Below are 22,570 nucleotides of genomic sequence, written 5' to 3'. Positions count from 1 at the left end.
TCAATGTGCCTGCTTGCCATTTCGGAATTCCTCCGCCGTCGCTTCAACCATCGCCAGGGACGCCTCGGGGGGCAGTGCGGCGGCCCTGAGCTGATCGTACGACCTGCGGTACTTCTCCACGAGCGCCGGATCGTCGATGGTGTCTCCGCTGTACGCGGACTCGATGTAGATGAGCGGCGGGGCATCCGGGAACGTCATCGCCGTGACGGAACCCATCATCAGCGCGTGCGGCGTGCTCTTACGCGGAAGAATCTGCAGAACGATCCGGCGACGGCGTCCCAACTCCGCAATGCGCTCAAGCTGCTCGGCCATCTCCTCCGGCGGGAGCAGTGGCTCACGCAGCACCGATTCATCGAGAACCACCCAGTACATCGGGGTCTTGTGGTCCTCCTCGAAAATCTGGGCCCGCGCCAGTCGAGCGGTGACCTTCACCGCCACCTCCTCGTCAGAGGCCAGCGGGTGCGTGGCCAGCACCATCATTCGCGCATACGCTGCCGTGTGAAGCAGCCCCGGGATGAGCCCCGGATACCACTCCTCAATCGTCTTCGCCTGCTGCTCCGCCTCCAACGCTCGCGCGAAGTAATCGGCGTGGCCGACCCGACGCGCCTTCCGCACGTCCTCGCACCGCCGCCTGAAGAACCCATCCGTGCCGAGCACGCGATCCACATGGGCAGCCAGATCTTCCGGCATCCGCCGCTGCCCCCGCTCGATCTCGCTCAGATAACTCACCGAGTAGAAGCAGTCCTTGACCACATCCTTCAGGGTCAGGCCCGCCTCCTCCCGCTTCCAGCGCAGCTCGGAACCGTAGAAGGCGGGGACGCTTTCCGAACCGTCAACATCCTTGCGTGCAGGCATTTCTCACCGCTCCACGGTCTTCGTACCGAAAGGGAAGGGCCTTCCACGGTACGCCGGTCCGCGTCACGCTGTGAGCGGATCGTCACCGAACGCACAGGAAGCCGACACCATGCCGCACGCCTACCACTACCCCCACCACGACGACATCGACGACTGCACCGAGGAACTGCGCGCCGCGCTCGCCGCGCACGGCATCACGCTCCCCTCGCTCGGCATCGACCTGCCGTCGTTCGCCGGGAGTTACAGCGCCCCGCTGATCGCCCTCGGCAACTGCAACACCACCACCGCCCGCCGCCTGTCCGCAGTCCTCCACCAGGCCGTTTCCGGTACGGGCAGCGCGCGGTGACGGAGCGGCGGGACGGGAAGCGCGCCCCGAAGGAGCCGCCCTCCGGGCCCGAGGAGACCCGGCGGGAAGAGTTGGCCGAGGAGGTCCGGCAGCTCAACAGATGGTCCTCCGGCGGGGGCGGACGCCGCTGAAACGCGCGCCCCGTACGCCTCGATGCGCGGGCCCCCACGCCTCACTGCGCGTCACCGTCCGCATCGTCAGGGGAGGGGGAAATCCCGGTCCGGGGCAGGGTCGGGGTCGGCGACCGGCGCCGCCCGCCCCCGGTACTCCATCGCCTCCACCACCAACTCCCTCAGCTGCTCCTCCTGGTTGGTGAGGCGGGCACCCAACGACGCGGCGCGGTCCTCGCGTTCGGGGCTCTGGCGGATGGTGTAGAAGATCACCGGGCCGTCGTACAGATGCTCCCGCCGGAAGTTCTCCACCATCGCGAACCCGGCGGTGTGGTTGCGGCGGCGGCTGATGTCGCTGATCAGCAGGCCCGGCGGCCGCGACCGCAGTTCGGCGACCGCCTCGCCGCTCGACGCCACATGCCGCACCCGCGCCCCCAGGCTCCGTAGCACCGTCCGCACCTCGCCCTTGCGGTAGGGCTGGTCGTCCACCCACAGCACATCGAGCGTCGGCAGCGCATAGCCGCCGCGCATGCCGTACCTGCCGGACCCGGCCACGAACCGCTGCCCCCGCCCGTCGGACGCGCCCTGTTCCTGCGGCTCGGCGCCCGGCCCGGCGTCCCCGTAGGCGGCGTCCCCGTACGAGATATCCCCGTACGAGATATCCCCGTACGCGGCCGACCCGGGCCGGAACGGCTCCGGGCGCGCCCCGGTCCGGAACTCCGGCGGCAGTTCCGGGTACGCGGCGCCCGGCTCGGGGTACGCGGCGCCCTGCTCCGGGATGCCGTCCGGGTGGCCGCCCTCCGGGGCCGTCACCGGCCAGGCGAGCGGCGACCCGTCGGCGTCGAGCCCGTCCCGCATCCCGGCCAGGACCTCCCGCAGCGGCTCCCAGGCGGCCGACATCCGGGCGGGGCCGTCCCCGGAGAGCAACGGTCCCTCCCGCAGCCGCAGCAGCAGCCCGGCCGCGTCGTCCCGGTCGACCAGTTCGTCGATCAGCGAGGTGAACCCGGCATTGAGCACCAAGTCCGGGAACTCCCTGGGGAGTTGGCGTTCCAGCGCGGCCAGCACGTCCGGTCCGGGCGCGTCCGGACCGTCCGGCAGCACCAGGTCGTACCGGGCGACGAACCGCGCCGCCTGAGCCGCCTCGCCCTCGGGGACCGACCCGCGCGGCGCCAGCAGCGTGCGCCGCACCGCCCGGTACGTACGGAACTCCGCGACCACATCGCCGTCCACCGTCCCCGACGGGCCGGTCATCATCCGGTAGAAGTCCGGATAGAAGTACTGGAGCAGCAGCGTGCGCAGCACCGCGTCCGGGCCGAAGTCGCGCCACACCGGGTTCAGCGTCGCTTCCAGGACGAAGCCGTTGACCAGGCGTTTGATGCGCCGCGGGTTGCGTGCGCTGCGCTGCGCCAGCAGTTCCACCAGCGTGTCGTCCAGCAGCGGCTCGACGCCCGCGGTCCGGGCGCACCAGCGGATGTACTCCTCGACGCCGCGGCCGTCCGGTGCCGGGATGCGGTAGCTCGTCTGGAAAATTTTTTCCATGAACGCCGACCCGGCGGGCGACAGATCGCGCAGCAGACCGTTCGGGCCCATCGCGGAGCGGTCGCAGCCGACGACGAAGGCGAGCCCCGGTACGTCGAGGTAGATCTTCACCGCCTCGCAGACCGCCAGCACGGTCTCCTCCGAGCAGCGGTCCAGGTCGTCGATGAAGACGACCAGCAGTCGCCGCAGCTCACCGGCGTTCTGCGCCCACTCGCCGACCAGTTCGCCGATGGCGGTCCGCATCTCGTTCCTGGCCTGCGAATTGACGGACAGGTTCTTCCACAACTCGTCCACCAGACCGGCGACGCCCAGCGGCCCCGCGGCGACCGTCGTCACGGCGCGCACCGCCCGCAGCAGCGCCCGCTGCTCGGTGGCGCGCCGGAGCCCGCGCCGCAGCACCCGCCGGTCGAACCGCATCAGGACCGACTTGATCAGCCCCTCCAGCGCGTCCGCGCCGGTCGACGTCCAGGCGTTATACCAGACGGTGTGCACCTCGGGCTGCGCGGTCAGCTCCGCGTCGACCAGCCGCATCAGGCTGCTCTTGCCCATCCCCCATCCGGCGTCGACAGCGAGGGTGAACGGCGTCGCGGGCCGCGAGGCGACGAGCAGCCCCGCCAGTCGCCGCGCGGCCGCCTGCGCCCCGAGCAGATCGCCCCCGGCCACGGTCACCGGCTCATCGCTCAACAACGAGAACGGCGTCCCCCCACCGCCGCCACCCTCGACACCGCTACCGCTACCGCTACCGTTCCGCCCCGCCGCCATCTCGCCCCCGCGCACCCGCCCCGGACCGGCGGAACGCGCCCCTGGCCGGACGCCGCCCGCCGACGAACGCCCGGAGCGTACCGCCGCTCCACCGCGCCCCGCAGCCGGTCCGCCCGCCCGCTCCCCCACCGGCCCAACGTGGGCAAAAACACCGCGCCGGGCCCCCTGAGCGCCCGTAAGGTGGCGGACATGCAGGTCATCCAGTCAACGAAGCTCGCCAACGTCTGCTACGAAATCCGCGGCCCGGTGCTGGAGGAGGCGATGCGGCTGGAAGCGGCAGGCCACCGCATCCTCAAGCTCAACACCGGCAACCCCGCGGCGTTCGGCTTCGAGTGCCCGCCGGAGATCCTGGAGGACATCCTCCGCTCCGTCGGCACCGCCCACGGCTACGGCGACGCCAAGGGCCTGCTCTCCGCCCGCCGCGCGGTCATGCAGCATTACCAGACCAAGGGCGTCGAGGTCTCCGTCGACGACATCTACCTCGGCAACGGCGTCTCCGAGCTGATCCAGATGTCCATGCAGGCGCTCCTCGACGACGGCGACGAGGTCCTCGTCCCCGCACCGGACTACCCGCTGTGGACGGCGTCCGTCTCCCTCTCCGGCGGCACCGCCGTCCACTACCGCTGCGACGAGCAGGCCGACTGGATGCCGGACCTCGCCGACATCGAATCCAAGATCACCGACCGCACCAAGGCGATCGTCGTGATCAACCCGAACAACCCCACCGGCGCGGTCTACGACGACGCGCTCCTCCACGGCATCGCCGAGATCGCCCGCCGCCACCACCTCATCGTCTGCGCCGACGAGATCTACGACAAGATCCTCTACGACGACGTCACTCACACCCCGTTCGCCGCCCTCGCCCCCGACCTGCTGACGCTCACCTTCAACGGCCTGTCGAAGGCGTACCGCGTCGCCGGCTACCGCAGCGGCTGGCTCGCGGTCTGCGGCCCGAAGGCCCACGCCACGTCGTACATCGAGGGCCTGACGATCCTCGCCAACATGCGCCTGTGCGCCAACATGCCGGCCCAGCACGCCGTAGCCACCGCCCTCGGCGGCCGCCAGTCCATCAACGACCTGGTCCTCCCCGGCGGCCGCCTCCTGGAACAACGCGACACGGCCTACGACCTGCTGACCCAGATCCCCGGCGTCACCTGCGTCAAGCCGAAGGGCGCCCTCTACGCCTTCCCCCGCCTCGACCCCAAGATCTACAAGATCACCGACGACCGCGAACTCGTCCTCGACCTCCTCCGCGCGGAGAAGATCATGATCGTCCACGGCACGGGCTTCAATCACCCGACGCCGGATCATTTCCGGTTGGTGACCCTGCCCAACAAGGATGATCTGACGGAGGCCGTGACGCGGATCGGGGCGTTCCTGGAGGGGTACGGGAAGTAGGCGCCGCGGGGGCGGGGATCTTCCACCACCTGCATGGCCGGTGGTGGCCGAATCACCCGCTCCCCGCACCCGTCGTGTCCGGTATCGTCCGCAGGACCGTGCACGCCATCGGGATCTGGAGGCCGCCATGGCCCGCGCCTGGGAAGCCGACCCGTCAGCGTTATTCACCAAACGGCTGGGGAAGTCCGCGGCGGAACTCGGTAATTCCAAGGACGAAGAGGATTGCCCGGACATCTGGCAACTGAGCAATGGCGATGTGGCCGTCATAGGCCGCGATCTCAGCGACCAGTACGGCTCACGCCTGCCGGAAGGCGTACGCCTCGGCCCTGACGAGCGCTTGGTCGTCATCCCGGGAAACATGCTCAGCGCAGCGAAGGCGGATATCCCCGATGCTTGACCTCCGCACTCCCGCTCCACCGCTCCCCGACGCATCGGGCGTGCGGCTCACTCGGCCGGAATACCACCGTGAATTCCGGGAGCACCGGAAGGAAATCCGCGGCAGCGATTCCTGGAAACTCGAACGGCTGCAGCACTTCGAGGAGACGAACGACGAAAGCCGCGACGCCCTGCGCAACGGGGACTGGCCGGAAGTCCTGCGCCTGTTCGAAACCGAGCGTGACGACACACTTCAGGAGGCCCGGGAACAGGAATCGCAGGGCGCGCCCTTCCATCGCATCCGGGTCGTGGAGGAACCACTGACACCGTATGTGCAGTGGGAACTGCACTGGCTGCGCATGCGTGCGGAGTGCGGCCATCCCGTCCGCGTGCTGCCTGCCACCGCGGTCGCCTCGGTCGAGACCGAGGGTCTCCTGCCTGAGCTGACCCTCCTCGGCAACAGCGTACTTTTCCGAGTTATCTACACCGAAAGCGGGCGCCCCGACGGAGCGATCCGCTTCACCGACCCCCACCTCGTACAGGAATGGGCGGCGTATTTGGAGAAACTGTACGTGGCGGCCGAGAGCATGCAGACGTATTTCGACCGTGTGGTGGCCCCGCTGGCTCCGCCGGCGGCGGCATGACCGGATATCACGATTGCCGTGCCGGATATCGATATGCCGGATGACCACGGCAATGAACACCGCGGGGACTCACGGAACGACGTCTCCGGGGCGACTCACGATGTCGTTCAGGCCGGGAGCATCGCCGGAGGTGTGCACTTCCACCAAGCGCCCCCGGTCACGTCACGCCGCCCCGGTCCTCGTCAACTACCGTCCGACATCCGCACCTTCGTGAACCGCACCGCGGAGCTGGGGCAGCTGAACGCCGTACTGGCAGGCCGGGACGGCGGCGACGTCGTCATCTCCGTGCAGGTCGTGGCCGGTACCGCGGGCGCGGGCAAGACCTCTCTGGTGCTGCGCTGGGCCCACCAGGTCAAGGACCGCTTCCCCGACGGCCAGCTCTTCGTCAACCTGCGTGGCTACGATCCCGGAGAGCCCGTCACAGCGGACCAGGCACTGCAACGGTTCCTGCGGGCCCTCGGCGTGGCGGCAGGCGATCTGCCGCAGGACACCGATGACGCGGCAGCCCTGTACCGCTCTCTGCTCTCCGACCGTCGAGTGCTGATCGTGCTGGACAACGCCGCAACGGTCAGTCAGGTCCGGCCGCTCCTGCCCGGCAGCGGAAACAGCCTCGTCGTGGTCACCAGCCGCAACCGCCTGGCCGGACTGGCCGTACGCGACGGCGCCCACCGGATCACCCTCGGCACGCTCCCGGAACCGGAGGCCGTTGCCCTGCTGCACGCGGTCACGAAGGACTACCGGCCCGAGTACGACGAGGACAAGCTCGCAGAGCTGGCCCGCTACTGCGCCCGGCTGCCCCTGGCCCTGCGGATCGCCGCCGAACGGGCCGCCAGCCACCCGTATCTGCGGCTCGACGACCTCATCAGCGATCTACGGGACGAGTCCGCGCTCTGGGACACCCTCAGCACCGGCATCGACGAGGAAGCCGAGGCCGTCCGCTCGGTCTTCGCCTGGTCCTACCGCGCACTGTCCGCGCACTCGGCGCGCCTCTTCCGGCTCCTCGGGCTGCACCCCGGAGCGGAGTTCGGCCTCGCCGCCGCAGCCGCGCTCGGCGACCTCCCGCACCACCGGGCCCGCCGTTGCTCGACGACCTCGTCGGCACCCACCTGCTGGAGCAGACCGCCCCGGACCGCTTCCAGTTCCACGACCTGCTGCGCGCCTACGCGACCGACCTGGTGCAGACCGAGGAAACTCCCGCGCACCGGGCCGCGGCGCTACGGAGGCTCATGAGCTGGTACCTGCACACGGCCGACGCCGCGCAGACCTGGCTCGCACCATCCGAGGAGCACCTGACCCTGCCGGAGCCGCCGCCCGGTGTACGGCCGCTCACCTTCGCCGACTACCACGCGGCAGTCGACTGGTCCGAGCAGGAGCACCCCTCCTTCCTCCCGGTGGTGCGCAGCGCCGCACGCAACGGGCTGGCGCAGCTCACCTGGCTGTTGGCCGCTGTCATGTGGTCCGCGCGGCCCCCCTCCTCGTCGGAGCGCGACTGGCTGGAGCTGGGGCGCATCGGCGGGGAAGCCGCGGCAGAACTCAACGACCCGGCGTCTCCGTCTTCCGGGCCGTGGAGGACCGCCGGCTGATCGCCGTCGCGTTGTCCAATGTCGCCGGCGCCCGCCTCAGCGCAGGCCGCCTTCCGGAAGCCGCCGCAGCCGTCGGCGAGGCGTTGCATGCCCACCGCGCTCAGGGCAACCGGAGCAGCACGGGCAATGCCCTGCGCCTCACGGCCGCGCTGAGCCTGGAGCAGGGGAATGCCGGCGCGGCCCGGCAGGCCATCGACGAGGCACTCGATATCGCCCTCGCCCTCCGTGACCACACGCTGGAGGGGTACTGGCTCCTCACCCTCGGCGACGTCCAGCGCTCCGAGGGTCAATACGGCGAGGCTCTGGCGTCCTACCAACGATCCGCCATGCTCCACCGCCGGCTCGGCGACCGCAGCCGCGAGGCCCTGGCCTGGCGCGGCGCCGGCCAGGCGTACGCCGAGATGGGCCGCTCCACGGAGGCCGCGCGGACTTCCATCGGCGGGCCGTATCCGTACACCGCGCCCTCGGAGACTCCTGGCAGCTTGCCGTGGAGCTCGACCTCCTGGCCGCCGCCGTCCACCAGGAGGACCCGTGCGCCGCCCGCGCCCACCGGTCCGAGGCCCTGTCCCACCTGTCCGGGTATGCCGATCCCCGGGCCACGGCTTTCCGTTCGCGCCTGGAGGATCTGTCCGGCGGCGGGTGAGCGGGAGGCGGGCGCCCACTGGCGGTACGCGCTCCCGCTGCCGCGCGAGGGCCCCTCACACCCACCCCCACTTTAGACTCTGTCTAAGCTAAGATAGTTTCCTAGACGCATTCAGGAGGCCATCCCATGTACGAACCGATCCGTTCCAAGTCGGTCCACACCATGGCCGCCGCCGGGGAGTTTCCGCACCGTTCGCGGGCGGAGGAGTTGGATATCCGCCTCGCCGGGCACCTGACCGCGCTGCTGACGGTCACCGATGAGCTGCGGGCGCTGACGTCCGGGGTGGACGGGGAGGCGCTGGCGGCGGCGGCCGAGCGGATTGCCGGGCAGGTGGCGCGGCTGCGTGGTGGGCGGTATCCGCTGCGGGCCGAGCCGAGTGGCGGGGATCCGGCGCGGGCGCGGGCCCTGCACCAGCGGGCGTACACCCTGGCCGGGCACGCGCTGACCGTCGCCACCTCGCGGAACGACGCGGCGGCCACCGCCCTCGCCACCGAACGCCGCGCCGCCCACGAGGCACCCGCCACTCCGGCCCGGCCGGACCTCGCCACGGCGTAGCCGGAGACGGCGGACGGCCCGGCCGGGCACGCCCCAGGGGCCCGCGCACCCCACAAACCGAGGGGCCCCGCACCACAGCGCGAGGCCCCTCGGTCCATTCCATGTGCGCCGCCAGGCAACACCACCGGCATCACCGGCCACCGGGCGGCGCCACCCCCATCAGCCCAGTCGCTGCACCAGCGCCCGGTACTCGTCCCACAGCTCCTTCGGCGTGTGGTCGCCGAAGGTGTTGAGGTGCTCGGGGATCAGGGACGCCTCGTCGCGCCAGACGTCCTTGTCGACGGTGAGGAGGAAGTCGAGGTCGGCGTCGGAGAGGTCGAGGCCGTCGGTGTCCAGGGCGTTCTTCGTCGGGAGGATGCCGATCGGGGTCTCGACACCCTCGGCCTTGCCGTCCAGACGCTCGACGATCCACTTCAGGACGCGGCTGTTCTCGCCGAAACCCGGCCACACGAAGCGTCCCTTGTCGTCCTTGCGGAACCAGTTGACGTAGTAGATCTTCGGCAGCTTGGCGGCGTCCGCGGACGCGCCGACCTTGATCCAGTGACCCATGTAGTCGCCCATGTTGTAGCCGCAGAACGGCAGCATGGCGAACGGGTCGCGGCGCAGCTCGCCGACCTTGCCCTCGGCGGCGGCGGTCTTCTCGGAGGCGACGTTCGCGCCGAGGAAAACGCCGTGCTGCCAGGTCAGCGACTCGGTGACGAGCGGGACGGCGCTGGCGCGGCGGCCGCCGAAGAGGATCGCGGAGATCGGCACGCCCTTGGGGTCCTCCCACTCGGGCGCGATGATCGGGCACTGGCCGGCGGGGACGGTGAAGCGGGCGTTGGGGTGGGCCGCCGGGGTCTCGGACTCCGGGGTCCAGTCGTTGCCGCGCCAGTCGGTGAGGTGCGCGGGCAGCTCCTCGGTCATGCCCTCCCACCACACATCGCCGTCGTCGGTGAGCGCGACGTTGGTGAAGACGGAGTTGCCCCACATCGTCTTCATGGCGTTGGCGTTGGTGTGCTCGCCGGTGCCGGGCGCGACGCCGAAGAAACCGGCCTCGGGGTTGATCGCGTAGAGGCGGCCGTCCTCACCGAAGCGCATCCAGGCGATGTCGTCGCCGATGGTCTCGACCGTCCAGCCGGGGATGGTCGGCTCCAGCATCGCGAGGTTGGTCTTGCCGCAGGCCGACGGGAACGCCGCCGCGACGTATTTCGCCTCACCCTGCGGCGGCGTGAGCTTGAGGATCAGCATGTGCTCGGCGAGCCAGCCCTCGTCCCGCGCCATGACGGAGGCGATGCGCAGCGCGTAGCACTTCTTGCCGAGGAGCGCGTTGCCGCCGTAGCCGGAGCCGTACGACCAGATCTCGCGGTCCTCGGGGAAGTGCGAGATGTACTTGGTGGTGTTGCAGGGCCACGGCACATCCGCCTCGCCCTCGGCGAGCGGGGCGCCCAGGGTGTGGACGGCCTTGACGAAGAAACCGTCGTCGCCCAGCTCGTCCAGGACGGCCTGGCCCATGCGCGTCATGGTGCGCATCGAGACGGCGACGTACGCGGAGTCGGTGATCTCGACGCCGATCGCGGAGAGCGGCGAGCCGAGCGGGCCCATGCAGAAGGGGACGACGTACATCGTCCGGCCGCGCATCGAGCCGCGGAAGATACCCTGCTCACCGGCGAAGATCTCCCGCATCTCGGCGGGGTCCTTCCAGTGGTTGGTCGGGCCGGCGTCCTGCTCCTTGGCGGAGCAGATGAAGGTGCGGTCCTCGACACGCGCGACGTCGCGGGGGTCCGACGCGGCGTAGTACGAGTGGGGGCGCTTGACGGGGTCGAGCTTGGTGAACGTGCCCTTGTCGACGAGCTCTTCGCACAGACTCTGGTACTCCGCCTCCGAGCCGTCGCACCAGACGACCCGGTCGGGCTGGGTGAGGGCGGCGATCTCGTCGACCCAGGCGATGAGCTCCTGGTGACGGGTCTGGGTGGTGGGAGCCGCGTTGTCGCGCGCCACGATCGCTCCTAGATGAGGGTGTGGACGGATTGCCGACGGGCCGGGCCGAGGCTGCCGGTTCGGTCCGGGAAATCCGCTTCTTTGGTTGGTGCCCCTTGGGGGCTGCGACCCGGACGCTTCGTGACCGCTCATCCGGTGCCGAACGCACTCATTTGATCATCCGACCCCGACGGGCTTCTGTCCAGGGGGCCTCGTGGTGACCGTCACCACTCGCACCCGTACGGACACCCGCGGCCAAAAGCCCTCGTCAAGCGCGTGCCAAGCAAGCGTCAAGCGCCCGCGGGGAGGGCCGGGCGCCCGCGTCCCCGGCACCCCCCGCCCCTCACCCGACCGCCCCGTCACCCGCGCATCCGGGTCCACCGTCGCCCGCCCGGCGGCCTTCAGACCGGGAACCTACGGTGCCGTAGATAGCATGACCGGCATGACTTCCGCGCCCGATGCCGCAGCGAGCCAGCCCCCCTCCGCGCCCGCGACGGCCGAAGCGGTCCCACCGGCCGGAGCGGCCCCCGCCGCCGCGGCCGACCCGGCGGCGACCGCCCCGCTCAAGCCCCGGATGCGGGGCTGGCTGCACGCCGGGATGTTCCCGGCCGTCCTGCTGTCCGGCGTCTTCCTCACCGCACTCGCCGACAGCACCCGCGGCCGCGTGGCCTGCGCCGTTTACACGCTCACCGCCTGCCTGCTGTTCGGCGTGAGCGCGCTCTACCACCGCGGCAACTGGGGCCCGCGCGCCGGTGGTGTGCTACGACGGCTGGATCACGCCAACATCTTTCTGATCATCGCCGGTACGTACACGCCGCTGACGATGCTGCTCGTACCGGGCAGCCGCGGGCAGATCCTGCTGTGGGCGGTGTGGGCGGCGGCGCTCGCCGGGATCGGCTTCCGGGTGTTCTGGGTCGGCGCCCCGCGCTGGCTCTACACCCCCTGCTACATCGCGATGGGCTGGGCCGCCGTCTTCTTCCTCCCCGACTTCCTGCGCACCGGCGGCATCGCCGTCCTCGTCCTGGTGATCGTCGGCGGTCTCCTCTACAGCGCGGGCGGCGTGATCTACGGCATCAAGCGCCCCAACCCGTCCCCCCGCTGGTTCGGCTTCCACGAGGTCTTCCACTCCTTCACGCTGGCGGCATTCGTGGTGCACTACGTCGGCATCTCTCTGGTCGCCTACTCGCACGGCTGACACCGGTGACCACCGCCCGCGCGGACGGTACGGCGCCACCCGCCGTACCGCGCCCCGCCGCGCCCGCCGACGGGCTGCGGGAACGGAAGAAGCGCCGCACCCGGCAGGCGATCCGCGACGCCGCCTTCCGCCTCTTCGACTCCCTGGGGTACGACGCGACCTCCGTCGACCGGATCGCGGAAGCCGCCGACGTCTCCCCCAGCACCGTCGCGCGGTACTTCCCCGCCAAGGAGGACATCGTCCTGCGGGGCACCTACGGGGAGCTGCTGGCCGCCGCGATACGCGCCCGCCCCGCCGGCGAACCGCTGCCCGGCGCACTGCGCGCCGCCGCCCTGACGGTGCCGGGCCGCCTCTCCGTCCGGGACCTGCGGGAGCTGCGGCGGCGCGCCCGGCTGATCCGCGACGTCCCCGCCGTCCGCCGCCGCATCGCCGAACACGCCGCCCGCGACGCCACCCACATCGCCGCCGCCCTCACCGCCCGGACCGGCCGACCCGCCGATGACCTGGAGATACGGGTGATCAGCACGGCGCTGATCGCCGCCCTTCAGGAAGCGCTGCTGCGTTGGGCGGAGGGGCCCGTACGGGGCGGGGCGGGGTCCGCGGCGCGATCGGCCGCTTCCCGGGGTGCGGAGTTGGAGGCGGCGGTCGGCCGGGCGCTGGATGTGCTGATGCGGGGATTGGTGCTGTCGCCGGATGGTGCTGTCGCCGGAGTGGGCCCGGCCTTCGCCCCCGGTTCGGAAGGCCACACCAAGGAGTGAGGGCCGCGTCGGGCGGAATGGCCACGGCGGGGTGAACGGGTCGCCTACGCGGGACGGGCCGAGGCCGGGGCCCCCCACTCACCCCGCCCCCAGCGCCTCCTCCACACCCGCCGCCCAGGCGAGCACCGCCGGATCGGAACCGTACGGACCCACCAGCTGGAGGCCCAGCGGCAGGCCGTTCGCGGCGTGCCCGGCGGGCAGGCTCACGGACGGCAGACCGGCGTTGCTCCACGGCAGGCACATCACCGACGTACCAGTGGAGCCGAGGCCGAAGGGGGCCGGGCCGGTGGCAGCGGGGGTGAGCCACAGGTCGGCGCCGGCGGCCACCCGCGCCGCGTCCAGCCGGTCGCGGAACTCGGCCCGGCGGGCGCGCGCCTCCTCGTAGGCGGCGTCCGTGACGGCGTGGCCCTCGTGCAGGGCGTTCGCGGTCTGCTCCCGGTAGAGGTCGCCGAAGCGCGCGTACCACTCGGTGTGCGCGCGGGCGACCTCGTAGCGGTTCATGGTGAACAGCTGGGTGACGACCTCCTCGAAGTCGTCCATCACCGGCACCTCGACGACGGTGTACCCGGCGCCGCGCAGCACCTCCCGCTGGGCCTGGAGGGCGGCCAGCGCCTCGTCGTCCGCGCGACGCAGATACGGGCCGACCGGCACGCCCAGCACCGGCGGCGGTCCGGGCGCCGGGCCCGTCTCGGCCGGCCAGCCGTCGCACAGCACCGAGGCGGCCAGCGTGACGCCCGCGACGTCCTGCGCGTACCAGCCGACCGTGTCGAAGCTGACGGCGTTGGGGATCACCCCGGCGGTCGGGACGCGGTCGAAGCTCGGCTCGAAGCCGACGATGCCGCAGTACGCGGCCGGGCGGATCACCGAGCCGACGGTCTGGGTGCCGAGGGCCAGCGGCACCATGCCCGCCGCGACGGCCGCCGCCGAGCCGCTGCTCGAACCGCCCGGCGTATGGGCGACATGGTGCGGATTGCGCGTCGGCCCCGGCGCGGTGACCGCGAACTCCGCCGTCACCGTCTTCCCCGCGATCAGCGCACCCGCCGCGACCAGCCGGTCCACGACGGCGGCCTGCGGCCCGGCGAGCACCCCGGGCGGCAGCACCGAACCGGCGCGGGTGGGCAGCCCGTCGACCCGGATGATGTCCTTCACCCCGACCGTCACGCCGTACAGCGGCGGTTTGGCGGGCCGGTTGGCCAGGTCCGGGGCGCCCGCCGTCGCGCTGTCCCACGCCGCGACGGCGCGCTCCGCCTCGTCCAGCAGCCGGGCCCGCCGGTCCGGTTCGGGCACGAAGGCGAGAACGTGCGGGTCGACGGCGTCGATACGGTCGCAGGTGCGCCGCGCCGCCGCCACGGGGTCGTCCGCACCGGACCGCAGCGCCGCGGCCTCCCGGACGAGTGATCGATGCCGGAGCAAGCTGTCCACGGCGGCAGGCTACAACCGCACCGGACGCCGCGCGGGCCGAAGCCTGAACTGTCCTGACACCCGCGCGGGAAGCCGGGGGCGGCTGGGCTTGGGCCCGCGCCGGAAGCCGTGGATCGACCGGGACGCGACAACGCCGTCAGCCGCCGGGCCCCGGCCATCGCCCCAGGGTCACAACTCCACGATCACCGCACCCATATGGCGTCCCTCGGTCAGCCCCCGCAGTGCGGCCGGGGCCTGCTCGATGCCGTGCAGGCGGGTGTGGGGGAAGGTGAACGTGCCGTCCCGCAGGCCCTCGCCGAAGCGGGCGTTCCACTCCGGGATCAGATCCAGGTGGTCGTGGAGGGCGGCGCCGCGCAGCGTGATGCCGCGGCCGAGCAGCGAGAACGTGTCGATCTCCAGCGGGGCCGTGCCGTGCCCGCCCATCTGGGCGGCGAGCGCACCGACGACCGCGATGCGCGCGCCGCGGTTGGCCACCGCGAACGCGGCGCGCAACTGCTCGCCGCCGACGTTGTCGAAGACCGCGTCGACGCCGTCCGGGGCGAGGCGGCGCAGCTGCTCCTCGATCGGGCCCGCGCCCCGGATCACCACGGCGTCGTACCCGAGGTTGTCGACCAGGCAGTCGGCCTTGGCCTGCGAGCCGGTGCTGCCGATGACCCGGGCGGCGCCCTGCTGCCGCGCGATCTGCCCGGCCAGGGAACCGACGCCACCGGCCGCCCCGGTGATGAACACGGTGTCGCCGGGCCGCACTTCGGCGCCCCGGACGACACCCATCCACGCGGTGGGCCCCTGCGAGAGATGGGCGGCCGGGTCGGGCAGCACCGCCGGATCGATCCGCTGCACGGCCGCGGCGTCCACCAGCGCGTACTCGCGCCAGCCGAGGCGGTGCTGCACCAGGTCGCCGACGGCCACCTCGCCGCCGGGCGCGGCGACGACCTCGCCGACGGCCGGTCCGTTCAGCGGCTCGCCCAGCGCGAACGGCGGGATCGGCACCACGCTGGACTCGTCCATGAGGGTGCGCATCACCGCCGCGACGCTCATCAGGGTGTTGCGCACCAGGACCTGCCCGGGCGCCGGCTCGGGGACCGGCACCTCCACGACCGCGAAGAGCGCGTCGGTGACCGGCCCCTCAGGACGGGCCGTCAGATGAACTTCACGTGCAGTGCGCTGAGTCATGTATCGATCTCACGCCCGATTCCCCTCGGCGTCAACTCGTCCCTTGGGCGGAGTACTTCCGACCGAGAAGGTGCCGGTCGTGCCGTCAGGGTTGACGACACCGGCGGGCCGTTCATGCCGTCAGCCCGCCGCTCACCGCCCCGTCACCCCACCGTCCCCCGGAGCCGCCCGCTCAGCTCGTCCGGGTCCGTCGTGGGACGCTCGCAGACGAAGCGGCGGCAGACGTACGCGGCGGGGGCGCCGTCGACCAGCGGCCGGTCCCGGAGGAGCGCCACCGCGCCCGCGTCGTCCGTGTCCGGCGCGCCGAGCGCGACGACCGCGCCGGGCGTGTTGCCGAGCAGTGCGGCGCGGTGCAGCGCCCGGGTGGCCGCGTCGTCCGGCGGGCCGACGACCGCGATCTCCCGGGGCCCGTCCAGCGCCGCCTCCGCGACGGCCAGCCCCCAGCCGATGAAGCGCGGCGCGCGACCGGCCAGCGCCGTGACGACGGCGAGCGCCTGCTCGGCGGCCTCCCGGTGCGGGGCGCTGCCGGTGAGCGCCCCGTAGGAGAGCAGGGCCCCGGCGGCGGCGGTCCAGCCGGACGGCGTGGCGTTGTCCGTCGGATCCTGGGGGCGGCGGATCAGCGCCTCCGCGTCCGCCGCCGTGTCGTAGAGCGAACCGTCCTCGGCCCGGAACTGCACCAGCACCGTGTCGAGAAGGAAGCCCGCGAAGTCCACCCAGACGCCCTCACCGGTGACGGAGGCGAGGGCGAGGAAGCCCTCGGCGACGTTCGCGTAGTCCTCCAGGACGCCGCTGTTGTCGCCGGGTACGCCGTCCCGGGAGGTGCGGTGCAGCCGGGCCTGCCCGTCCATGTGGACGCGAACGAGCAGGTCAGCTGCGTCGGTGGCCGCCTGGACGAGGTCGGGCCGGTCGAAGTACGCGCCGGTCTCCGCGAGCGCGGCGACGGCCAGCCCGTTCCAGGACGCGACGATCTTGTCGTCCCGCCCGGGGCGCGGCCGCTCGTCCCGCGCCGCCAGAAGTCGTTCCCGCACCGACCGTACGCGCTCGGCGTCCACCGGACCGACCCCGTCCGGCAGTTGCAGCACCGAGGCCCCCTCCTCGAAGGTGCCCTCCTCCGTCACCCCGAAGTACGCGGCGGCGAAGGCCCCGTCCTCCTCACCGAGCACCTCCCGCACTTGCTCAGGGGTCCAGACGTAATACGCACCCTCGGCGTGCCGCCCGCTGCCCGAACCGTCGTCGCTGTCCGCGTCCAGCGCGGAGGCGAACCCGCCCTGGACGGTGCGCAGTTCACGCACCATGAAGTCGGCGGTCGCGAGCGCGACGCGACGGGCCGTGCGGGAACCGGTGGCACGCCACAGATGCGCGTAGACGCGGCAGAGAAGCGCGTTGTCGTACAACATCTTCTCGAAGTGCGGCACCGTCCACGTCGCGTCGACGGCGTACCGCGCGAACCCGCCCCCGAGCTGATCATGAATCCCGCCACGCGCCATCGCCTCACACGTCGCCTCGGCCATTTCCACCGCGGCCTCGGAATCCGTACGCGCATGATGGCGCAGCAAAAACTCCAGCACCATCGCCGGCGGAAACTTGGGGGCCCCGCCGAATCCCCCGTGCACGGCGTCGAAGTCCCTGGTCAGCGCCATCAACGCACCGGCCAGATCCCCCGGCCCCGGAGGCGCGGAGGCCGACAACGACGCGGCCAGGGACCGCCCGGCCAGGTCCGCGGCGATCCGCCCGGCGACCTCCTCGACCTCCCCGCGCCGCTCCGCCCAGGCGCTGCGCACACCCTCCAGCACCTGCCGGAACGACGGCATGCCGTGCCGCGGCTCAGGCGGAAAATACGTACCGAAGTAGAACGGCTCCCCGTCCGGTGTCATGAACACCGACATCGGCCAGCCGCCCTGCCCTGTGGCCGCCTGCACCGCCTCCATGTACACGGCATCGACGTCGGGCCGCTCCTCGCGGTCCACCTTCACCGCCACAAAGTGCTCATTCATGAACGCGGCCGTCGCCTCGTCCTCAAAACTCTCGTGCGCAAGGACGTGACACCAGTGGCACGCGCTGTACCCCACACTCAGAAACACCGGCACATCCCGCCGCCGCGCCTCCTCGAAGGCCGCGGCCTCCCACGGCCACCAGTCGACGGGGTTGTCGGCGTGCTGGAGGAGGTAGGGGGAGGTGGCGTGGGCGAGTCGGTTGGGCATGGGGTCATCTTTGCGTACGGGGGCTGCGTGCGCGGGGGTGGCGGGGTGGTGGACGGCGTGGCGGGCGCCCTTTGCCCCGGCCCCGCCAGGAAGTGGGACGACCGCTGTCCCCGGAGGCGGACTCAGCCGTGCCACAGCTCAGCGGAGCGGGTCCGCCGCCCGGCCATCCGCCCCGGGCCCGAGGCACACCTGACCCCGCCCCGTCCCCAGGCGCACCGCCCGGGGCCCGGGGCGGGGCCCGATGCCCAGCCTCAGCCGGCCTCCGGCTTCGCCTTCTCGGCGGCAGCGGAGGAGGCAGAAGCAGGAGAGGCAGAGGCACCGGCAGAGGCCGTCGCCCCTTCCTTCTCCTCGAAATCCACCTTCCCCATGTGACGGTTCATGGACTTCATCAGCAGCCATACGGCACCGCCGATGACCGCGAAGACGATGAAGCCGAGGATGCCGGGGGTCACCTTGTCCTTGTCGAACGAGTCGGCAAGGGTGACGAAGTGCGTCAGGGCGAGGGTGCTGGTCGCGCTCATCATGAGGTCAATTGTTGCGGATGCCCGCGAAGAGGTCGTCCTCGGGGAGGGATGTATCCACGAGCGACTTCGCGAGCTCGTATTCCTCCGTCGGCCAGACCTCCTGCTGGATGTCCATCGGGACGCGGAACCAGCCGCCGTCGGGGTCGATCTGGGTGGCGTGAGCGATCAGTGCCTTGTCGCGGACCTCGAAGAAGTCGGCGCAGGGAACGTACGTGGTCAGGGTGCGTTCGCGCTGTTCGAACTGGGTCCAGCGCTCCAGCCACTCACCGTAGGGGGACTCCAGGCCGCGGGCCAGCAGCGCCTCGTGGAGGGCGACGGTGCGGGGGCGGTTGAAGCCCTGGTTGTAGTAGAGCTTCCGGGGCTGCCAGGGCTCGCCGGCTTGGGGGTACTTCTCCGGGTCGCCGGCCGCCTCGAAGGCCACCATCGTGATCTTGTGGGTCATGATGTGGTCGGGGTGCGGGTACCCGCCGTTCTCGTCGTAGGTCGTGATGACCTGCGGTTTGAACGAGCGGATCAGCTTCACCAGCGGCTCGGCCGCCGCCTCGACATCCTGGAGGGCGAAGCAGCCGTCGGGCAGCGGCGGCAGCGGGTCGCCCTCGGGGAGACCGGAGTCGACGAAGCCGAGCCACTCCTGCTTGACGCCCAGGATCTCCCGGGCCTCGTCCATCTCCTTCTTACGGACCTCGTGAATGTGCTCCTCGATGTACGGGTCGCCCTGGAGCTTGGGGTTGAGGATGGAGCCCCGCTCCCCGCCTGTGCAGGTGGCGACCAGCACGTCCACCCCCTCGGACACGTACTTGGCCATGGTGGCCGCACCCTTGCTCGACTCGTCGTCGGGGTGGGCGTGGACCGCCATCAATCGCAGCTGCTCAGTCAAGACTCGATCCTCAGTGAAAGGCTGGAGAAGATGCCTCCTATAGTGACCGAAGCGAGGGGCCGTGTATTCCCCGGACGGGAACCCGCGGGGCCGGGGCTCCCGGCCCCGGCAGCAGGAGGACAGAGCATGACCGCGGTACGCGACGGGGCCGACGAAAAGCGCTACGGCCGGTCGGCGGGCCGGAGCGAGGACCGCGGACTGAAGATCGTCGGCGGGGTGCTGGGGGTGGCGATGCTCGGCGTGGTCGCCTGGTGTGGCGTCGCATACATCGGCGGCCAGAAGCTCAGCGGGCGCGTGATCACCTGGGAAGCCGTGTCGGACAGCGCGGTGAAGGTGCATCTGGAGGTCGTCAAGGACCGGGACGCCAAGGGCGTCTGCACGCTGCGGTCGGTCTCCGCGGACAAGGCCGAGGTGGGGCGCAAGGACGTCACCATCGACGGGCGCGGGGAGCAGATCGACACGGTGGTGACGGTACGGACGACGGACCGGGCGACCACGGCAGAGCTGGTCGGCTGTTCGTCCTCCGACGGCCACTGAGACCGGGGCCTCCGGCGGTCACTGAGGCCAGGACCTCCGGCAGTCACTGAGGCCGGCGCCTCCGACGGTCGCTGAGACCGAGACCTTCGGCGGTCACTCGGACCGGGCCTCCGGCGGTGGCTGCCCCGGCCCCAGCGGTGGCTGACGCGGACCCTGGCGGTGGCCGAGGCCCCGGAGCCGGGCCCCGCGGGCGGCCGGACCGACCGCCCGACGGCCCGCGCCGTGCCCGGGCGATCGCCCACCCGACTCGCGGGCACCCCTCCCGACCAGGGAATTCACGCTCAGGAAGGTTCCCTGAAGATTTCCTCTTCCCCGTTTTGTGCCGGAATTGTTAGGCTCGTGGTTTCGCCCACCCGTGAAGGCGCAATCCTTCCCTGGTAGGGCGTTTGATTTATCCCCAGTACCGACGAGGAGCACCTGTGACCCAGACCAGCGAAAGCGTCACCTGGCTGACCCAGGAGGCGTACGACCAGCTCAAGGCCGAGCTGGAGTACCTGTCTGGTCCCGCACGCGCCGAGATCACCGAGAAGATCGCGGCGGCCCGCGAGGAAGGTGACCTGAAGGAGAACGCCGGGTACCACGCGGCCAAGGAGGAGCAGGGCAAGCAGGAGCTTCGCGTGCGCCAGCTCACCCAGCTGCTGCAGACCGCGAAGGTCGGCGAGGCCCCCGCCGCCACCGGTGTCGTCGCTCCCGGCATGGTCGTCACCATCGCGTTCGACGGAGACCCGGACGACACCTTGGAGTTCCTGCTCGCCTCGCGCGAGTACGCCAGCTCGGCCATCGAGACCTACTCGCCGCAGTCCCCGCTGGGCGAGGGCGTGAACGGCAAGAAGGTCGGCGCCGACGCGGAGTACGAGCTTCCGAACGGCAAGAAGGCCAACGTGAAGGTCCTCGACGCCAAGCCGTACTCGGGCTGATCAAGCCGTCTTCAGGCTGATCCACGACGTACAGAAGCGGCCCGGAGCACTCCGCTCCGGGCCGCTTCCACGCACCCGGGGCCCGTACGCCGGACCCGTCGCCGCGCCGTCCCTCATCAGGCCGTGGCCGACCGGTACTTCCGCACCGCGAGCGTGCGGAACACCACGATGATCAACAGGGACCAGAGCGCCGAGGCGATGACCGGGTGTTCCATCGGCCAGGCGCCGGTCACCGAGGACGGAATGCCCTCGATGGTGTTGCCGAACAGCTGGCGGGCCGCCTGCACGGTGGTGCTGAACGGGTTCCACTCCGCGATGTGCTGGAGGAACGGGGGCATGCCGTTGACCGGCACGAACGCGTTGGAGATGAAGGTCAGCGGGAAGAGCCAGATCAGGCCGCCCGAGGTGGCCGCCTCCGGGGTGCGTACCGACAGGCCGATCAGCGCGCCGATCCAGGAGAAGGCGTAGCCGAGCAGCAGCAGGAGCGCGAAGCCGCCGAGGACCTTGAGGACGTTCTCGTGGCTGCGCCAGCCTATGAGGAGCGCCACGGCGGCGAGGACGACCAGGGTGAGGGCGGTCTGCACCAGGTCGGCGAGGGTGCGGCCGGTGAGCACCGCGCCGCGGGACATCGGCAGCGAGCGGAAGCGGTCGATCAGGCCCTTGTGCATGTCGTCGGCGATGCCCGCGCCCGCTCCGGCGGTGGCGAAGGTGACGGTCTGCGCGAAGATGCCCGCCATCAGGAATTCGCGGTACGCCTGGGCGCTGCCCGCTGGGGCGCCCGGGACGTTGATCGAACCGCCGAAGACGTAGGTGAACAGCACCACGAACATGATCGGCTGGACCAGCCCGAAGATGACCACCTCGGGGATGCGCATCATGCGGATCAGGTTCCGCTTGGCGACGACGAGGGAGTCGCGGACGGAGCGGCCGACGGCGTTGCGGGCGGGGGCGGTGCCGAGCGGGGCAGTTTCGGTTGCGGCGCTCATCTGACGGCCTCCGTCTCGGGCCTGTCGGGCCTGTCGGGCCTGTCGGGGGTGTCGCCGGTTGTTCCGGAAGCGCGGGCTGCGGAGCGGCGCTTCCCGGCCTTGCGGCGGCCGCGTCCGGCGCCGCCCGGGCCGCCCTCGACGCCGTCGCCGTCCCTACCGTCGTCGCCCGTACCGTCGTCGCCCGCCTCGGCGGCGTGGCCGGTGAGCGAGATGAAGACGTCGTCGAGGGTGGGGCGGCGCAGACCGATGTCGTCGATCTCGACGTCGCGGGCGTCCAGCTCCCGGATGACCTCGGCGAGGAGCTTGGCGCCGCCGGTCACCGGGACGGTGAGCTTGCGGGTGTGGGCGTCCAGGGTGCCCTCGCCGTCGCCGAAGCGGCGCAGCACCTCGTCGGCGACGGCGATCTGCTCGGGGGTGTGGACGACGACCTCGACGCGTTCGCCGCCGGTACGGGCCTTGAGCTGGTCGGACGTGCCGCGGGCGATGACCCGGCCGTGGTCGACCACGCAGATGTCGTGGGCGAGGCGGTCGGCCTCCTCCAGGTACTGGGTGGTGAGCAGCAGGGTGGTGCCGCCGGCGACCAGTTCCTGGATGACGTCCCACAGCTGCTGGCGGTTGCGCGGGTCGAGGCCGGTGGTGGGCTCGTCCATGAACATCACGGGCGGGCTGACCACCAGCGCGGCGGCGAGGTCGAGGCGGCGGCGCATCCCGCCGGAGTACGTCTTGGCGGGGCGGTCCGCGGCGTCCCCGAGGCGGAAGCGTTCCAACAGCTCAAGGGCGCGGCGCTTCGCGGCGCGGGCGCTCATCTGGTAGAGCTGGCCGACCATCATCAGGTTCTCGCGGCCGGTCAAGTACTCGTCGACGGCGGCGAATTGGCCGGAGAGGCCGATGGAGCGGCGCACCCGGTCGGGGTGTGTGAGCACATCGATCCCGGCGACCGTGGCGACGCCTCTGTCGGGCCGGAGCAGGGTGGTCAGGACGCGGACGGTGGTGGTCTTGCCCGCGCCGTTCGGACCGAGCAGCCCGAGGACGCTGCCTTCGGGCACGTCGATGTCGACGCCGTCCAGTGCCCGTACGTCTCCGAAGGTCTTCACCAGACCTTCGGCGTGGATCGCACCTGGCATGGGATACCCCCGTTGTTTGGGCGAGTTCCAGGTCGAATCCTACGGTCGGCGAGGCGCGGGCGCGCTGCGAAAAAGGGAAGAGTAGGG

The 22,570-nt window shown here is 71.5% G+C and carries 22 protein-coding genes; 12 read left to right on the top strand and 10 right to left on the bottom strand.

From position 1 onward, the window contains the following. The gene (locus tag OG422_RS20325) at positions 1–855 is read right to left on the bottom strand and encodes a helix-turn-helix transcriptional regulator (RefSeq protein WP_405744096.1); all 855 of its coding nucleotides are present in this window, start codon (positions 853–855) and stop codon (positions 1–3) included. 109 nt (positions 856–964) lie between these two features. Here OG422_RS20325 and OG422_RS20320 point away from each other — a divergent pair, with 109 nt between their 5' ends. Further along, the gene (locus tag OG422_RS20320; RefSeq protein WP_405744094.1) at positions 965–1,201 is read left to right on the top strand and encodes a hypothetical protein; all 237 of its coding nucleotides are present in this window, start codon (positions 965–967) and stop codon (positions 1,199–1,201) included. 197 nt (positions 1,202–1,398) lie between these two features. Here the strand turns inward: OG422_RS20320 and OG422_RS20315 are convergent, their stop codons facing one another. Continuing rightward, a complete protein-coding gene (locus OG422_RS20315; RefSeq protein WP_405744092.1) occupies positions 1,399–3,519 on the bottom strand; it encodes a P-loop NTPase fold protein in 2,121 nt (706 codons plus the stop codon). 282 nt (positions 3,520–3,801) lie between these two features. On the opposite strand from OG422_RS20315, the gene OG422_RS20310 reads away from it, so the two are divergent. The 7 genes from OG422_RS20310 (at position 3,802) to OG422_RS20280 (ending at position 8,810) form a co-directional block, all read left to right on the top strand. Then, positions 3,802–5,010, top strand: coding sequence for a pyridoxal phosphate-dependent aminotransferase (locus OG422_RS20310; protein WP_405744090.1), 1,209 nt, complete (start codon positions 3,802–3,804; stop codon positions 5,008–5,010). Positions 5,011–5,137: 127 nt separating this feature from the next. Next, positions 5,138–5,407, top strand: coding sequence for a hypothetical protein (locus OG422_RS20305; protein ID WP_405744088.1), 270 nt, complete (start codon positions 5,138–5,140; stop codon positions 5,405–5,407). Continuing rightward, positions 5,400–6,029 (top strand): DUF6879 family protein, encoded by a 630-nt coding sequence (locus OG422_RS20300; protein ID WP_405744086.1) that lies wholly within the window; start codon positions 5,400–5,402, stop codon positions 6,027–6,029. The genes OG422_RS20305 and OG422_RS20300 overlap by 8 nt, the downstream gene beginning before the upstream one ends. A gap of 210 nt (positions 6,030–6,239) precedes the next feature. Then, entirely contained in the window at positions 6,240–7,259 is a 1,020-nt protein-coding gene (locus OG422_RS20295) for an NB-ARC domain-containing protein (RefSeq protein ID WP_405744084.1), read from the top strand. Continuing rightward, a complete protein-coding gene (locus OG422_RS20290) occupies positions 7,256–7,612 on the top strand; it encodes a hypothetical protein (RefSeq protein WP_405744082.1) in 357 nt (118 codons plus the stop codon). Before OG422_RS20295 ends, OG422_RS20290 begins: the two co-directional genes overlap by 4 nt. Continuing rightward, positions 7,594–8,331 (top strand): hypothetical protein, encoded by a 738-nt coding sequence (locus OG422_RS20285; RefSeq protein WP_405744080.1) that lies wholly within the window; start codon positions 7,594–7,596, stop codon positions 8,329–8,331. The genes OG422_RS20290 and OG422_RS20285 overlap by 19 nt, the downstream gene beginning before the upstream one ends. A 50-nt stretch (positions 8,332–8,381) precedes the next feature. Further along, entirely contained in the window at positions 8,382–8,810 is a 429-nt protein-coding gene (locus tag OG422_RS20280; RefSeq protein ID WP_405744079.1) for a hypothetical protein, read from the top strand. 159 nt (positions 8,811–8,969) lie between these two features. Here the strand turns inward: OG422_RS20280 and OG422_RS20275 are convergent, their stop codons facing one another. Next, positions 8,970–10,790, bottom strand: a complete 1,821-nt coding sequence (locus OG422_RS20275) for a phosphoenolpyruvate carboxykinase (GTP) (protein WP_405744077.1) — start codon at positions 10,788–10,790, stop codon at positions 8,970–8,972. Positions 10,791–11,211: 421 nt separating this feature from the next. On the opposite strand from OG422_RS20275, the gene OG422_RS20270 reads away from it, so the two are divergent. Together OG422_RS20270 and OG422_RS20265 are read left to right on the top strand one after the other, a co-directional pair. Continuing rightward, positions 11,212–11,964 carry a hemolysin III family protein gene (locus tag OG422_RS20270; protein ID WP_405744075.1) on the top strand — a complete coding sequence of 251 codons (753 nt, stop codon included), beginning with the start codon at positions 11,212–11,214 and terminating at the stop codon, positions 11,962–11,964. After that, the gene (locus OG422_RS20265) at positions 11,961–12,722 is read left to right on the top strand and encodes a TetR/AcrR family transcriptional regulator (RefSeq protein WP_405747923.1); all 762 of its coding nucleotides are present in this window, start codon (positions 11,961–11,963) and stop codon (positions 12,720–12,722) included. Before OG422_RS20270 ends, OG422_RS20265 begins: the two co-directional genes overlap by 4 nt. Positions 12,723–12,800: 78 nt before the next feature. Here OG422_RS20265 and OG422_RS20260 read toward each other — a convergent pair whose 3' ends face one another. From OG422_RS20260 to mca, 5 genes are all read right to left on the bottom strand, one after another. After that, complete coding sequence (locus OG422_RS20260; RefSeq protein WP_405744073.1) at positions 12,801–14,144, bottom strand: amidase; 1,344 nt, start codon at positions 14,142–14,144, stop codon at positions 12,801–12,803. Between the two features lie 168 nt (positions 14,145–14,312). Further along, positions 14,313–15,317, bottom strand: coding sequence for a zinc-binding dehydrogenase (locus OG422_RS20255; protein ID WP_405744071.1), 1,005 nt, complete (start codon positions 15,315–15,317; stop codon positions 14,313–14,315). 143 nt (positions 15,318–15,460) lie between these two features. Then, the gene (locus OG422_RS20250; RefSeq protein ID WP_405744069.1) at positions 15,461–17,518 is read right to left on the bottom strand and encodes a thioredoxin domain-containing protein; all 2,058 of its coding nucleotides are present in this window, start codon (positions 17,516–17,518) and stop codon (positions 15,461–15,463) included. A gap of 251 nt (positions 17,519–17,769) precedes the next feature. Then, positions 17,770–18,042 carry a hypothetical protein gene (locus OG422_RS20245; protein WP_185994108.1) on the bottom strand — a complete coding sequence of 91 codons (273 nt, stop codon included), beginning with the start codon at positions 18,040–18,042 and terminating at the stop codon, positions 17,770–17,772. Positions 18,043–18,046: 4 nt separating this feature from the next. Further along, positions 18,047–18,919, bottom strand: coding sequence for a mycothiol conjugate amidase Mca (mca, locus tag OG422_RS20240; RefSeq protein ID WP_143944345.1), 873 nt, complete (start codon positions 18,917–18,919; stop codon positions 18,047–18,049). 126 nt (positions 18,920–19,045) lie between these two features. Between mca and OG422_RS20235 the strand changes: the two genes are divergently transcribed. Both OG422_RS20235 and greA read left to right on the top strand, forming a co-directional pair. Next, on the top strand, positions 19,046–19,456 hold the full coding sequence (locus tag OG422_RS20235) for a DUF4307 domain-containing protein (RefSeq protein ID WP_405744066.1): 411 nt from the start codon (positions 19,046–19,048) through the stop codon (positions 19,454–19,456). 419 nt (positions 19,457–19,875) lie between these two features. Beyond that, positions 19,876–20,373 carry a transcription elongation factor GreA gene (gene greA / locus OG422_RS20230; RefSeq protein ID WP_143944343.1) on the top strand — a complete coding sequence of 166 codons (498 nt, stop codon included), beginning with the start codon at positions 19,876–19,878 and terminating at the stop codon, positions 20,371–20,373. Positions 20,374–20,489: 116 nt separating this feature from the next. On the opposite strand, the gene OG422_RS20225 is transcribed toward greA, so the two are convergent. Together OG422_RS20225 and OG422_RS20220 are read right to left on the bottom strand one after the other, a co-directional pair. Next, positions 20,490–21,359, bottom strand: a complete 870-nt coding sequence (locus OG422_RS20225; RefSeq protein WP_405744064.1) for an ABC transporter permease — start codon at positions 21,357–21,359, stop codon at positions 20,490–20,492. Next, positions 21,356–22,483, bottom strand: a complete 1,128-nt coding sequence (locus tag OG422_RS20220) for an ATP-binding cassette domain-containing protein (RefSeq protein ID WP_405744062.1) — start codon at positions 22,481–22,483, stop codon at positions 21,356–21,358. The genes OG422_RS20225 and OG422_RS20220 overlap by 4 nt, the downstream gene beginning before the upstream one ends. Between the last annotated feature and the right edge of the window lie 87 nt (positions 22,484–22,570).

This window comes from Streptomyces sp. NBC_01525 (genome assembly GCF_045040405.1).
Classification (GTDB): Bacteria; Actinomycetota; Actinomycetes; order Streptomycetales; family Streptomycetaceae; genus Streptomyces; species Streptomyces benahoarensis.
This window is presented reverse-complemented; position numbering and strand designations above follow the sequence as displayed.